This is a genomic window from Annamia dubia NIES-4383, assembly GCF_055394725.1.
Genome location: NZ_AP025630.1, coordinates 1,738,540 through 1,753,154, shown reverse-complemented (window position 1 = coordinate 1,753,154; position 14,615 = coordinate 1,738,540). Strand labels below are relative to the sequence as shown.

Sequence of the window (14,615 nt, the reverse complement as noted above, 5' to 3'; positions counted from 1 at the left end):
AAATTAACAAGGATTAATCTTAAGATTAAATAAAAAATTATGGATCAAAAATGGCAAAATTTTCTGAAAAATATGGGAGAATGGCGAGGCTCTTTTACTCAAATTTCCCCAGAGGGTAAGATTTTAAGCTCAACTCCTAGTATTTTAAATTTAGATAGTTTTGATGATGATCACGCTGTCATCTTCAGAATTAGACGTTTTAACGATGGTGATTATGATAGTCAACCTACCACTGATTATCAACAAGAATACCGCACTTTAGGGCGACAAATCATCTTTTTTGATAATGGCTCATTTTCTAAAGGCTCATTATTATTTGCTCCTTTTTCCCAATTTGCGGCGGAATACGGTTTTGTTGATAGAGATCGCCGTTTAAGATTTGTGCAATTATATGATCAAAATGCCAATTTTGAGAGTTTAACTTTAATTAGGGAATTTCGGAGTAATACAGATGCTTATGAGCGAAAGGCTTTAACGGTAGATCAATTAATAGGCACATGGAAAGGGGAAGCCTATACTGCTTTTGCTGACTGGAAAGAGCCTCAAAGTTATTCAACCTGTTTAGAAATCAAAAAATTAGATGAAAATAATTTAGAACAGACCTTATCTTTTGAAGATCAAACTATTACATCAAAAGCGAAAATTGAAGAAAATAAATTAATTTTTGAGGGGGAAAATAAACGTCAAATTTTATTATTGCCCGATGGTGGCTCAAGTAATGTTCCCTTAAAAATAGAGCGTCATCAAGCCTTTTTTGTGGAAGCAGGATGGCTAGTGAGAGACAACGAAAGACAACGATTGGTTAGAAGTTATGATCATAAAGGAGAATGGATCAGTTCGACTCATATTATTGAGCATAAAATTTAATCTTTGCTATTGAGATATTGATTAAGAAGATTTGTTGCCATAGTTTGATGTTTTTGAGCCAAGTCTAAGGGAGTTAAAACTTGTACCTGATCACCATATTTCTGTAACCACAAATAAAACTCATTAACTGAGCGTGGGGGTAAATCAATGGTGTAATCAACAAATAGAGGTTGTTTCGTCAGGGGATCAATCTTGCCAAAGCTGATTCTTTGGTGAGGATGTCTTAATTCGCCTTCTAAAATAAAGTAACTTGCCGGAGGGTAAAATCGGAGTTTGAGGTGAATCAGTGGTAATTCGCCTGTTAATTCTAACCGTTGCTGTTCAAGATTGCCTAAGTTTAATCCCCAACCATTAGTTAAAAGTTGGTGAGCCTGTTCTAGGCTTTGTTGTTGAGCAGTTATTTCCCTTCCTTTGAGGGTGACAATTTCGCAGTAATCTTTGAAACGGCTCATCCTTCCCACGCCAAAACAGCTATCTTTACAATCTTCATAGATTAGATACCATGCGGTATTGTAATAGATTAACTGTAAAATCCAAACAATTTTTAAACCAAGACCATGTTCGCCATAAGGGTCTTTAAATCGGGAGATTTCAACGGCTTGTCCCTTGAGAATAGCGGTTTCAATTCGGTCTAATTGATGAAATAAAGTACGACGGTTTTGCCCTTTGGCCATCATTTCCTCGGGGTCTGTCCATTCGATGGTGCGATTTAAGTTACAACGGACTGGATAGAAAATTTCTTCATTTTGGCTGAGGGTAAAGCCTTTTAAGCGACGGGTTAAAGTCTGGTAAAGTTGACGGGCTTTGCTATCGGCTTGGGTTTTGGCGTAGGTTTCCAGAATGTTAATCACCAACTGTAAATCTTGAGGGGAAAATACGCCTGTGCCTAGATAATATCCCCAACGATACATCCGGTTTTCCAAAATACCGTATTCTCTTAATTTGCCTAAATCCTTTCTAATGGTTGGTAGAGAGGGATAATCAGAAGGTAAGTCAATCTTGAAAACTTCCGCTAATTCCCGTAATTTAAGTTGTACATCCTCTAAAGCGTTATGATGGTGATTTTCGGTTGGTTCTCTGATCGCTAAAGGATCCGCACTGCCTACTCCCGGAAATCGAATTAAGGTAGAGATCAAGAGCATTAAGCGTTCAAAAGCTTGTTTTTCGGAGTAGGGATGAGGTGGTTTTGGCTTAGGCATTAGAAAGAAAATAATTAAAGATTATCTCTAAATTTAACTAAAAGTTTGATGAAACAAGGGTTTAGATAAGATAAATTAACATTGAGTAAATATCGTCAAAAGCAGGACTTGAGGGAAGTTTTCAGTTTAAATAGAGAAAATGACTTAAGAAAAATTATGTACATTTCCTCGAAGGCTCGTTTGGTTCGTAATACTGCCACCGCAATTGTGAACGGTGCGATTACTTTAATTTTACTATTGATTGCTCCCCTCGGTTTGGCGGCGGTGATTACGAACACTTTTTTGGTAACATTATCCACGTTTTTCGTTTGTACCTTTGCGGATCAGGTAGTGATTTGGCTTCTTCCCTCCTCCGCCCGTCGTGAACCAATTGAACAGGGAGATCGCCCGTGGCAACCAGAAAAGTCTTTGAAAAACCAGCAAATGAGTAGGGGTGAATTAGAAGGTGATCAAGAATGAGAAGTCTCTATATTTCTCAACAGGGCTGTTATGTCAGTCTAAAACAGGAATTAGTGTTAGTCAAACGCAAAGATGAGATTTTAGCACAGGTACAACTTCCCTTGTTAGAGCAGATCCTGATTTTTGGCAAGTCTCAAGTGACAACCCAAGTGATTCGTGCCTGTATTCGTCAGGATGTGCCGATTGTCTATCTCTCTCGGATGGGTTACTGCTATGGGCGCATGATTCCGATTGAACGTGGTTATCGTCAACTAGCTCGTTATCAGCAACAGTTGGACTTGGGAGAACGGCTGAGTGTGGCGAGAAAGATCGTCAAAGCCAAGATCAAAAATTGTCGGGTGATTTTGCAAAGACAGGCAAGGCGGACTGATTTAGAGTCAGTAAGATTTGCGATTTCAACCTTAGACTATCTGATTGAACAGGCAGAAAAAGCATCTAGTCATGACCGTTTAATGGGATTTGAGGGGGCATCAGCCCAGAGCTATTTTTCGGCATTGGGGGAATGTTTGACCAATCAGGATTTTGTCTTTATGGCACGTTCCCGTCGTCCACCGCTTAATCCGGTTAATGCCATGCTTAGTTTTGGCTATCAGGTGCTATGGAATCATTTACTGGCGTTAATTGAAATCCAAGGTTTAGACCCTTATCAGGGTTGTTTACATGAGGGCAGTTATCGTCATGCGGCCTTGGCTTCGGATTTGATAGAGGAGTTTCGAGCGCCGATAGTAGATAGTTTAACGCTTTATTTAGCGAACAAGAAAATCATGAATAATGAGGATTTTGCTTATCATGAAGGAGGTTGTTTTCTGAATGATTCAGGGCGTAAAAAGTATTTAGGGGCGTTTGTGCAAAGAATGGAAGAAGAAATCACGGTTGATTCAGGAGAGAAAGAACCGCATTGGGCTTTATTGAGTCAACAGGTGAAGAAGTTTAAGGATTTTGTTTATGCTCCTGTGAATAGTTATCAACCTTATCTAATTCGTTAACAATGCTACTGTATCTGATTACTTATGATATTTCTGATGATAAAAGGCGCAAAAAAGTGTCGGATTTATTAGAAGGATATGGAGTTAGGGTACAATATTCAGTGTTTGAATGTGTCTTAATGAAGTCAAAATATGATGAGTTAAGGAAAAGACTGAAAAAACGAGTTAAGGAAGGGGATAGCGTTCGCTTTTATCCATTGTCAGCCCATACCCTCAGTCAGGTAGAGGTTTGGGGTGAACCACCAGTTTTACAACCCCCTAGCTCCACCATTATTTAAACCTAATTGTTTAATCTTACTTAAAATATTCACACTACTATTGTCACTATGGAATCTCAAGACTATCAGACCTGTCCTCAATGTCAACAAAAAGTAATTTCTCTCAATTCTGGTAAATTAATTTGTCGTGCTTGTGGTTGGTCTGACAAAAAAACAGAAATTTCCCCTCAAACGAAGTTACCTTCTTTCTCGAAAAATCAATTTAAAATTTCCTCAATTAGTAAAATCTTCTTTAATTCTCATAATAATTTAGTTGGAAAATTCTTTTTTTATCTTGGATTAATTATGATAATTAGTAGTTCTTTTTATGATACAGCTGTTTGTGAAAGAAGTGAATATAGCTTTTCTTTAAGTTGTACTCATAATATTGGGTTATTGAATGAAAAATCCAATTTAATTAATATCGGTGGTTTTTTATTTATTGGTGGTTGTATCTTGATGACGAATATTCAGGATAAATCACCTTAAAATATAAAGAAATGCAAAAAAAAGCAAATAATTATAAATAAAGTAGATAAAACAGCTATAAAGATTATAGGATAAGGGATGTTCACTCTATCAAAATCAAGTTAATAATCATTGGCTTTTAGTTGTGTTAACAAGTTAATTCAGAATATAGTAAAAAACAATGCACAAAGGGAGAAATTAATTTATGTCTTTAATTTATTGGCAAAGCAAAATTTGGGGGCTACTTCATGATCCGGCTTTAAAAGCTTTAGCCCGTTCTGGTAAGGACTTTGCAAGGGAGGGACAATGGGACTTATTAGCTTGTATGGACGGTTGGAAATCTCCTAAAGCCAACGGTAAAACTTCGGGTGAATCTAATTTACAAGGAAACTGGCTTAAGTATGTAGGATTATGTGATTTAATTGCTTCCTCAAGTGACCGCTCTACCATCGGAAGGTTAGATCCTTCCTACAGTAGTGTAATGTACAATCAAGAGAAAGGGTTACAAATTAGTCATTTGCTCTCAGGAAATAGAGAGTTATTGATTAAAATTAATCAGCAATGGGAACAGGAACTAAGCCAAAAGAAAAGACAATTTTTAGAGGAAAAAGAAGTAGAATTTTTAAAGGAAATTCAAGATTGGAATGATCCTCAAAAAGTATTTTGGGCATTGTGGCGCTGCTATCCAGAAGTATTAGAAAAAACTGAACCATTAGTGCATTTATTACCAGCAGAAACTCGTTTACCCGATGGTTCATTATGGAGTCATGTCAGTATGACTTCCGCTTTAGCCGGAGGTTTAGCAGGGTACTATAAAACAGTAGAAGAATACCCGAAAAAAGGTGAGACATTTAATAATTATTCTCGTCCCTATTTAGTTAATTTTACATTCTCTCCGGTACAGGAATTAATTAAAGCTAGTCGTAAAATGAGAGACTTTTGGGCGGGGTCATGGATTTTACATTATCTATCAGCTAAAGTCTGTTGGAAACTGGCATTAAAATATGGTGCAGATACCTTACTTTACCCTTGTTTATATCAACAACCCTTAATAGATAATTGGTTATTAGAAAAGTATGATGATTTAAAAAAATGGATTGAAAAGCCAACGGAAAAACAGCTATTAACTGCTGGTTTTCCTAATGTAATTGTGATGATTTTACCTAACAATGGGAAAGATTTGAACACAACCAAAGATAATCCGATTTATGGAGCGATGCAGTATGCTAAACAAGTATTATTCGATGAGTGGAAACAATTAGGACAACAAAGTTTAGAGTATTTACAAAGTTTAGAAAAGTGGGGTAAATATTGGCAAAATATTAACCCTTCTACTTGGGAATATTGGTTAAATGCTCAATGGCAAACTTATTGGAGTGCTGTTCCCATTGGTGATCCTAATCTGGATTTAACTTGTTCTTTAAGAACAACAAAAGAAAGAAGTAAAGAAGAAACAGAAACTCAATTTAAGGAATGGGTTAATCAACAAAATACGATGACAAATTTAACTGATCCTAGAGCTTTATTTGAAACCAATGAGGAACAATTTTTAAAAGAAATTTTCCGCTTAACAGAGGACGATGAAACAGAAGAAAATCAAACAAAATATAGTAAACAACCTAACTTAAATACGGGTTCATGGTGGGCGTTTATTTTTGACCAATTAAGATTAAGTTTAAACAGTGTTAAAAATGCTCGTAATTGGTTATTACCTACTGCATTCTCTACTCGTTCTAGCATTTCTGGCTTGGGTAGTGCCGTTCATCCCCTTAATAATTATCATAATGATTGGATGAACGAAGAAGAACTTAATGAGTTTTGGAGTAATAATTTTGGTTTATTTGATGGTAGCGAAAAACCGAATGCTACGGAAGTTGTTAAACGAGTTTTACATCGAATTTTACCTGAATTATTAAACTGTGATAAGTCAGAAATTGCACCATCTTATCCTGATTTAACAGCAGGTGTAGCAGGTTATTTAAAAACAGGAACTGCTCAAGAAAAACAAGCTAAATTAAATCATTTAAAAAAGGCTTGTTCAGAAATTTATAATACAATTGTAGAAGAAAAACGTCAAATTCTCTCTGGTTTAATTTTAGATTGGGGTATCCCTTATATTGATAATCATGATAACCCTGATTACCGTGAACAAAACTATCATCCACGCTTTTTAAATGCGGGGTGGTTGGTGGAAGATTTAGAAATTAGTAAAAGTAAAGAAGAAAAGAAAGAATATAGACAAAAATTACATCAAGAAATTAATAAATATTATCCTAACAATAATCCGACTGATTGGTATATTTTGGCCGCCGGAGATGGTGACGGTATGGGTGAGTGGTTAAAAGGTACAAAGTTAAAAAATTATGGTGAATATTTACCTGATACTTTGAGAGAAAAGATTGAATCTGATGCCAGTAATATTCCTCAAAAGTATAAAGAACCATTACAAAAATTCTTAACGGTTACTAAAAGAATGGGTCCTGCTACTCATAATGCCTTAAGTCGTGCGTTGTTAGATTTTTCTAATCAATTAGTTCCTTATTTAACAGAGGAAAGATACGCTGGAAGGTTAATTTATAGCGGTGGTGATGATGTTTTGGCTTATACTAACCTTTGGGAGTGGGATAGTTGGTTATGGGATATTCGTCAATGTTTTAAAGGTGCGCAAGATCCTCATGGTGAGTTTGAGAATAAAGGTGATTATTGGCAATATCAAGGGGAAAAACAGCCTTCAACTTTAGCCAAGCGTCCATTATTTACGATGGGAAGTGAGGCAACGATCAGTTTTGGTATTGTGATCGCCCATCATTCTGTTCCCTTAGCAATCGCCTTAGAGAACCTTTGGGAAGCTGAGGAAAAAGCCAAAGAGCATGAATATTTTAGTCATTATAATGATAATAATAAACCCTGTTATAAACCGAAAGATGCGGTACAGGTGAGGGTTATTTATGGGAATGGAAATATTCTCAAAGCTACGGCTAAATTTGAGGTATTTGATCAGTGGCAAAAGCTTTTAGATTTTGGTTTAGATAGTGCAATTTTTGAACAAGCGGGTCAACTTTTAGAAGCTCATCCCATTCCGATTAAAGAAGCAATTGATGACTGGACAAAAGCCTTTTGTCAACGGCGAGAAAAGTTAAAGTTAGATGATGAAAAAGCTAATGATTTTCAACAAAAATTAAGTTATTTTTTTACAGCTATTTGGGATACTAATATTCTTGATTCTAGTCAAGAGCAAAGTGAGATTAAAGCAATGGAAAAATACCGTGATCAACAATTAATTAATTGGTTAAAAATAACGGCTTTTGTCATTCGTAATCGTGATATTAAAATAAGGGAGGATTAATCTTTTGTGGACATTGAGCCAAATATTCCGATTGAAACTCAATTAGCAGGGTTAGGACAACTTAGAGACATTAGAACTAATCCAAATCTCAAAGGAGTTGATATTAACTATTTACTCAAAAAAACACCATTAGAATTAAAAAAAATGCTTGAAAATCAAGAGATTAATTCTAAGACTTATAGACAAATTATGAAAAGTTTTGAAAACCGTGACTTAGGTAAAAGGGGGAAAAACAAATGAGTGACAATGTGAATATCGAAATTCAGTATTTACTGAAAGAGCATCAAGAATGGAACTGTTTTAAATTAAGTCCACAGGAGTATTTTGACTTAGAAGAAAACGAAACAATTGAATTAGATTGTGTTCCTCAATATGCTCATGCTCTTGATTATTTACGAGAGTATTATACCATGATTGACCTAACACAAATTCTGGCAACTCGTATTATTTTGATTGATTTTCTGAATAAGAAACAACGTCAAATTAATGAGAGATTTTGGTTTAATTCTCAAAATCGCTTAATCGAAAGATTAGATTTAGATTTAACTAAATTTCAGATTGAATACCATGAGATGATCATTGAAACCAAAATTCAAGATGATCCCCCTCGATGGGAAATCATCAGATTAAATCAACAACAGCAAATGATGACTCCCATTTTTCACAGTATCATTCAACAAAATTCCGATGGTTCTGAAACAGAAACTCCCATTTTGATTGAGCCATTTTCCCTTAATCAACAACCAACTTTTCCTAAACAATTAGTCTAATTTATGTACTGGTACACTCTTACTCCTCTTGATATTTTACTATTCCGTGACGCTAAACCTTTTACTCCTGGAGAAAGGGCATGGGCGGGTAGTATTTTCCCTCCGAATAATCATGCGATTGCCGGAGCGTTAAGTAGTTTGATTAATCGTAAGAAAAAAGATACTTTTAAATTAAAAGGAGTATTTTTTTGTTATGATGATCAACTTTATTTTCCCCGTCCATTAGGGTTTGTTAATTCAGACCCATTATATCCGTTAGCATGGCAAAAAGAGCATTATCTCAATCAAATTTATTGGGATAGAACTCAACCTTGCCCTTTAGTTAAACCTGCCCATCTTAAAGATGAAGATAAGGAAAAAGAGTTTGAAACTAAAATAAACTGTTATTCCTATTCAAAAGCTTTAGAATATCGTCAATATTTACCCTATTCAGCTATCTTAAATTATCTTCAAACAGGAGAGTTAAAAAAAGAGGATATGGAATTACCAAAAGGTGAAGAAAAAGAACCTTGGCAAGTGGAAACACGCTCTCATAATGCCATTGAGGAAGGCTCAAGGGCAGTCAAGGATGCTGATGGTTATTTCGTGGAAAATGCCATCAGAATCAAAAAAGGTTGGAGTTTAGCGATTGGAGTTGATGACAATACTCATCGGCAATTAAACCTGTTAAATCAACCTTTAATTATGCGCTTAGGGGGTGAAGGTCATCGAGTTATTTTAGAGCGAAATCAAACTTTAGATTATCAATTTGCTAAGTTACAAATTGCTTCTAAAAAGAACTTTGAAAAAGGAGGAAAATCTATTGCCTATTTAGTAACTCCCGGCATCTTTGAGCGAAAACATGACAACGGAAAAGCGATGTGTAAACCCTATCCTTGGGAATGGAAATTAGCTCATACTGTTAATCAAAATCAAACGGCAGGGAATTTAGTTAGTGTCGCTAGTGCTAAAGCTTTACCCATTAGTTGTCGAATCCAAACAGATAATAACAAAAGCATTCCTGCCCCCCAAGTTTTCGCCGCCCCTATTGGTAGTCAATATTATTTGAATGAGCCTCAAGAATTATTTGGTTATGATCATTCTCAAGATGGGAAAGCACTAGAAAAAGCGAAAAGATTGCTTGATTTAGGTTATTCAGAAATGCTTTGGATTAATTATCAGGAGTAAATCAAAAATTATGGCTAGTATTATTCTTTCATTTGTTGGTAGTCAAGACCCCTATTCAGGTAATAATAATCAAGAGGGATCAATTGTTACTTTAACTAGACATTTAATCAATCAAAAGATTGAGATTCGTAAGTTACTTTTGTTGTACACCAATGATTTAATTGCCCAAGCAGAATTAACTCAGGATTGGTTAAATTCAGAGTTAAACATTGCTAGGGAAACTATCGAACTGATTAAAGTTTCTGAAGAATTATCCAATGATCCAATCAATGTAACTTTAACCCTTCCTGATGCTCGTAAATGTTTAAGTAAAGCAACAGAATATAAACAAAATAATGATGATTTAATTGAGTTTAATTCATCATCAGGCACACCTGCTATGAAAACTACATGGGCAGTATTACAAGCCTCTGGTATTGCTCCAAAAAGTCGCATTTGGCAAGTGAGAAATCCTTTTCAAATGAAAGAAGGGCAAGAAAGAGTTTTCGTTAATAATGTTAATGTAGTTAAAAATGAATCAGACTTAAGGGTGATAAAAAAACAACTGCAAAACTATAATTATACTGGTGCATTAGATAGCTTAGAAAATAGTGATCTCAATTGTGAAATTGCTAAAGCATTAATGCAATACGGACATTATCGTTTATCCTTTGATTTTAGTAAAGCTTTTTATGCTATTAATAATGATCGAGAGAAGATTGATAGTAAGTTTTTCTCACAAATTAATGCTTTAAAAGATAAGAAGTCTATTAATATTTTAACAGAAGCTTATTATAAAGCTGAATTAAAATTAAAGACTCAACAGTATACTGATTTTCTAATTCTTGCTTTTGCTTTCCATGAAAATTTATTAAGATATTTAGTAAAACAAATACTTTTTTCTGAGCAAGACCGAAATCAAGATTTTGCGAAATTAGAAGATGAAGGAAAAGTTAAAGCAATCATTGAAAAATTAGATGGTGGAAATTTACTAAATTATTTAACCAATTATCAAATTCCTTATCGTGGACAATTAAGACTTGACTGGACAAATCCCCATCTTAATCGTCTAGTTTTACAAGCAATTGTCGAATATCGCTCAAATGATTATGCTTCCCTGATTCCTTTACTTAACCAACTAGATCAATCTGTCTATATTCGCAATGATATTGTTCACAACTTAAGGGGTTTATCCGATCTCAAAGATGCCCCGACAATTCTTAATCTAATGAAGCAAATTTTACAAAAAATCACCTCTTTAAGTAATACGAATCCTTTTGATTCACTCAATCAAGAAATTCTTAATCATTTGAACTAATCATGTTTTATCTAATTTTATTTAACAATAGTAGCTGACTTGATCCCAACTATTAAGATTAACACACTACTATCAGTTAATTCTAATTCAATCACTAATTTTTTTCTTATTGATTTTTTATTCCCGGAAATTATGACTAATACGATTAATTTAACCTATCTCTATCTATTCTCTCCCCTTCATACTGGAGGTACAACCCAAGAAGGCAATCTAGTTGGCATTGCTAGAGAATCTCATACTAATTTACCTTACCTTCCTTCCTCAACTATTCGAGGTAAAATTCGTTCTACTGTTAAAAACCAAGAGCAAAAATTTAAGTTATTTGGGAATGAATTAGGGGAAAATAATGCCGAATTAAAACAAGGTGATATTTGGATTGGTGACGGTTCAATTTTATGGATTCCTGTACCTTCCTTAAGTCACGGTGTGATTTGGATTAGTTCACCTTTGTTATTAAGAAGATATGCTAATTTGAAAGGAAATAATTTAACTATTCCTGATGAATATAGCTGTAATTTTAAATCTAGTGGTTCGGTTTATTTAAAAGATGCTCGGTTCAATAGTAGCGAGTTGAAAGAATTTAAAAATGCTCAAGATTTTATTCCTAATAGTAATGAAACTAAAACTATTAATAAAGTTTTAGTATTACCCGACAACCATTGTTCAACTCTAATTCAGATGAGCTTATGGCGACAAGTGAAAATCAAATTAGATAACACTAAATCTGTTGATGGTGGTTTTCGTTATGAGGAAGCTATACCTCCTGATACTTTAATGTATTTTCCTTACGGTACAACCTCTCAAACTAACGGCTCATCTGTGCAATCTTTAACTGATTTTAACGCTTTAATTAAAGCTTTGGAAGTGTTACAAATTGGTGGTCAGGAAAGCTTAGGACGTGGTTTTTGTAAAGTCATTAGTTAGAAATAATAAGTAATAAGTAAACCGCTTATTACTTTAGTTATTTCTCTTACTTTATTATTAATTATTTTAGACTTATTACTCATTGAAAGGAGACAATTATGCCCACAACTTTTGACCCTCGTACTATCTCAACTCCTGTTTTTGAAGTTTTATCTCAGTTGAGAGAATCAACTCCTGATGATAGTAAGAAAAAAGAACAAAAAAATCAGGCAATCGAGCTTTATACCTATTTAGCAACATGGGGAATGATGAGACTCAAAGCAGAAGAAACAGCTTTGTCTCAGGATGGTAAAAAAGATGTTGTCAAAGCTTATTTTGAATGTTTACAACAACTTTCTGAACTTAATAATTTAGCCGGAAATAATGGTTTAAATACGCTTAAAAATATGACTGCTGATGAATATTTAGGTTTAACAGGTTTAGGTTTAGAACTGGCTAATGAGTTCAGTTTTTGGGCTAATGCTGTTTATGATTAGTTTTTCTTTTATCAGTTATCACTTATTTAAACATTGAAATCAAGATTCATTTTATCTTAAAATTATGCCTGATCCATTCCAAAGACCTAACCCAATTCAACGTCCTAATTCTCCTCAACAACCTAACCAATCAACTAATCCCCCTCAAAGGAGAGTAATTAGCACTGGTGGCAACTCCGGCGGTAATCGTGGCAGTGGTGGGAATAATCATAATCAAGGTGGGAATAATCACAATCCACCTTTACCTTCCCCTTGGTTAGACCCCAATCATCCACCGAGTCCGGATCCTACTGCTAGTTTTGTTGAGTATCTCCGATGGATGCGATCACCTGATCACGATTATAAAGACGCTACTAAAATTCAGATTTTACAGTTAGCAACGGATAAAGCTAATTATAATCAACGCTTACAAGAAATGAACCGCCGATTAACATTAATGGCTGGAAAAGATCATACTTTTCAAGTTAAATCATCATGGCGGATTAGAGTGGGTGGGCATCGTGGGGCTGAAAATATTTTATTACCTGCCTTTGATAACTTGGGTATTCCTTTCATTCCTTCGGCTAGTTTAAAGGGAGTGGCGAGAAATCAAGCGATTCGAGAGTTAATGATCAAAGAAAATCTTGATTATCAAACAGCAGAAAAACATCCCCAAATAACTAAACATTTTGGTAATTTAGAAGGGGAAAATAGTACAAATAATGCTGGTCAAGTAATCTTTTTTGATGCCTACCCTTTGCCGAGTCAACACGGTTTAACAATGGATATGGCTAATAATATTTGGAATTGGGAAGGAAATAATCCTAATTATAGCCCTAATCCTAATGTTTTTTTATCATTAGAACAGCCTACTTTTTTAATTGGTTTAAAGTTAGCCAGTAATCAAAGTAATCTTAAATTACTAGAACAAGTTAAACAATGGTTAATTAAGGGTTTAGAATCTGGTATTGGTTCACAAATTAATACAGGTTATGGTCAGTTAATTACGGCGGGTAAACAAACTCAAACTAGCGAATTTTTAAGAGTTGATTTTACTTTAGAAGGTCAATTAATTCATGGTTATCAAAGCTTTACCCAGTGGAGTTGGAATGACAGAAGAAATGAATATCAAATGCGAGGAAAAGCACAAGCAGAAGTGCGTCCTATTGCGTTTAAATCAATGTTGCGTTATTGGTTTAGAGTTTTCGCATTAGGAGTATTAAATCCAGATGATGTTAAAACATGGGAAGCTACTCTTTTTGGTGGTATTAATCCCCAAAGAAACGGTTATTTCAAAGTAAATATTCTTGATGGTAAAGTCACTCAAACAGAACCTCGTCCTAATCATCAAGGTAAAAATGATCCTGTGGGAGAACAACAAGGCACTTTAATTTTATCTTTAGCTTCTACTACTCCTAAAAATCAAGAAGAATCTGTTAAGAAATTAGCGAGAATATTGACTTGGTTTATGTTTAATCTGGGTGGAATAGGACAAGGTGCAAGACGACCTTGTTATTCTCGTCAAAATCGTGAACGTGCGCCTTGGTTTCGTGGTTCAACTTTTTATGTGGAAACGGAAGAACCTTTTTGGGATTTACCTGATAGCATTAACGAATTTAAACAACTATTTCAGCAAAAATTAAAACAGTTTTATCAGCTATTAAATGAAATTACACAGATTCCATTTGATTATCGGAATTTAAGAAACGCTGGTAATGTTCGTCAAGATAATTGGTATGAAGTAGCCGATCTAAACTGTCGTATTATTATTTGCAAAGGTCAGAATAACAATAATAAAATTTATGCGTTATCTGTTTTACATAGTCCTGATTTAAAAATAACAAATCGGATGGGACAAAAAGATTATGATGGTAATTTATGCGGACAAGTTACCAGAAATGTCAAACCTTCCCCTGTTTGGATTGCTGATTTAGGTGATTATCAAATAGTAACTGTTTTTGGTGCTACGGAAAACCCTAGAAGAAGCTATTTAGAAAAGTTAAATAATCCTATTCAAATATTTCCATTAACCTAAAATAATCAATTTATTTCTAATAAAAAACCCTTCTCTTGTTTGAGTTGGGTTTTTTTGTCTTAGGCTTCCATTCTAATAATTTCTCTTAATAAAAGAGAGCTATCTGCTAAATAGGCTTCCTGAGATGCCTTGATTTTATTGTTTCCATTCTAATAATTTCTCTTAATAAAAGAGAGAAAAAGATTGGACGAACAAGATTAAGACGATCGCGCTAAGTTTCCATTCTAATAATTTCTCTTAATAAAAGAGAGAAAGGTGGGCATCAAAAAGCGGACGGAAATTTATGTTTCCATTCTAATAATTTCTCTTAATAAAAGAGAGATATGGAAATTAAGTATCTTAAATTCTACGATGCTACTAGGTTTCCATTCTAATAATTTCTCTT

Annotated in this window: 14 protein-coding genes and 1 CRISPR repeat array (1 of these 15 running past the window's edge); of the genes, 13 read left to right on the top strand and 1 reads right to left on the bottom strand. The window is 34.4% G+C overall.

The window, feature by feature from the left end; translation table 11 throughout:
- Positions 1-39 precede the first annotated feature (39 nt).
- On the top strand, positions 40-867 hold the full coding sequence (locus tag Anndu_RS07980) for a DUF3598 family protein (protein WP_464102236.1): 828 nt from the start codon (positions 40-42) through the stop codon (positions 865-867).
- Here Anndu_RS07980 and Anndu_RS07975 read toward each other — a convergent pair.
- A complete protein-coding gene (locus Anndu_RS07975; RefSeq protein ID WP_464103856.1) occupies positions 864-2,066 on the bottom strand; it encodes a helix-turn-helix transcriptional regulator in 1,203 nt (400 codons plus the stop codon). The two genes, Anndu_RS07980 and Anndu_RS07975, sit on opposite strands and share 4 nt — an antisense overlap.
- Before the next feature lie 156 nt (positions 2,067-2,222).
- On the opposite strand from Anndu_RS07975, the gene csx18 reads away from it, so the two are divergent.
- From csx18 to cmr6, 12 genes are all read left to right on the top strand, one after another.
- The gene (gene csx18, locus Anndu_RS07970; protein WP_464103855.1) at positions 2,223-2,525 is read left to right on the top strand and encodes a CRISPR-associated protein Csx18; all 303 of its coding nucleotides are present in this window, start codon (positions 2,223-2,225) and stop codon (positions 2,523-2,525) included.
- Positions 2,522-3,511, top strand: coding sequence for a CRISPR-associated endonuclease Cas1 (cas1, locus tag Anndu_RS07965; RefSeq protein WP_464103854.1), 990 nt, complete (start codon positions 2,522-2,524; stop codon positions 3,509-3,511). Before csx18 ends, cas1 begins: the two co-directional genes overlap by 4 nt.
- A gap of 2 nt (positions 3,512-3,513) precedes the next feature.
- Positions 3,514-3,789: a CRISPR-associated endonuclease Cas2 gene (gene cas2 / locus Anndu_RS07960; RefSeq protein ID WP_464103853.1), complete on the top strand. Its 276-nt coding sequence runs from the start codon at positions 3,514-3,516 to the stop codon at positions 3,787-3,789.
- Positions 3,790-3,837: 48 nt separating this feature from the next.
- Positions 3,838-4,257 (top strand): hypothetical protein, encoded by a 420-nt coding sequence (locus tag Anndu_RS07955; protein WP_464103852.1) that lies wholly within the window; start codon positions 3,838-3,840, stop codon positions 4,255-4,257.
- 184 nt (positions 4,258-4,441) lie between these two features.
- Positions 4,442-7,582 carry a type III-B CRISPR-associated protein Cas10/Cmr2 gene (gene cas10, locus Anndu_RS07950; protein WP_464103851.1) on the top strand — a complete coding sequence of 1,047 codons (3,141 nt, stop codon included), beginning with the start codon at positions 4,442-4,444 and terminating at the stop codon, positions 7,580-7,582.
- A 6-nt stretch (positions 7,583-7,588) separates the two neighbouring features.
- Entirely contained in the window at positions 7,589-7,822 is a 234-nt protein-coding gene (locus Anndu_RS07945) for a hypothetical protein (protein WP_464103850.1), read from the top strand.
- Positions 7,819-8,352, top strand: a complete 534-nt coding sequence (locus Anndu_RS07940) for a hypothetical protein (RefSeq protein ID WP_464103849.1) — start codon at positions 7,819-7,821, stop codon at positions 8,350-8,352. The genes Anndu_RS07945 and Anndu_RS07940 overlap by 4 nt, the downstream gene beginning before the upstream one ends.
- A gap of 3 nt (positions 8,353-8,355) precedes the next feature.
- Positions 8,356-9,519: a type III-B CRISPR module-associated Cmr3 family protein gene (locus tag Anndu_RS07935; protein ID WP_464103848.1), complete on the top strand. Its 1,164-nt coding sequence runs from the start codon at positions 8,356-8,358 to the stop codon at positions 9,517-9,519.
- A 10-nt stretch (positions 9,520-9,529) separates the two neighbouring features.
- Positions 9,530-10,816: a hypothetical protein gene (locus Anndu_RS07930; protein WP_464103847.1), complete on the top strand. Its 1,287-nt coding sequence runs from the start codon at positions 9,530-9,532 to the stop codon at positions 10,814-10,816.
- A 132-nt stretch (positions 10,817-10,948) separates the two neighbouring features.
- Positions 10,949-11,740 (top strand): type III-B CRISPR module RAMP protein Cmr4, encoded by a 792-nt coding sequence (gene cmr4 / locus Anndu_RS07925; protein ID WP_464103846.1) that lies wholly within the window; start codon positions 10,949-10,951, stop codon positions 11,738-11,740.
- Positions 11,741-11,838: 98 nt separating this feature from the next.
- Positions 11,839-12,216, top strand: a complete 378-nt coding sequence (locus tag Anndu_RS07920; protein WP_464103845.1) for a hypothetical protein — start codon at positions 11,839-11,841, stop codon at positions 12,214-12,216.
- 64 nt (positions 12,217-12,280) lie between these two features.
- Positions 12,281-14,230, top strand: coding sequence for a type III-B CRISPR module RAMP protein Cmr6 (gene cmr6 / locus Anndu_RS07915; protein WP_464103844.1), 1,950 nt, complete (start codon positions 12,281-12,283; stop codon positions 14,228-14,230).
- A 63-nt stretch (positions 14,231-14,293) separates the two neighbouring features.
- A CRISPR array of direct repeats spans positions 14,294-14,615; the repeat unit is 36 nt; unit sequence GTTTCCATTCTAATAATTTCTCTTAATAAAAGAGAG (it continues 3,689 nt past the right edge of the window).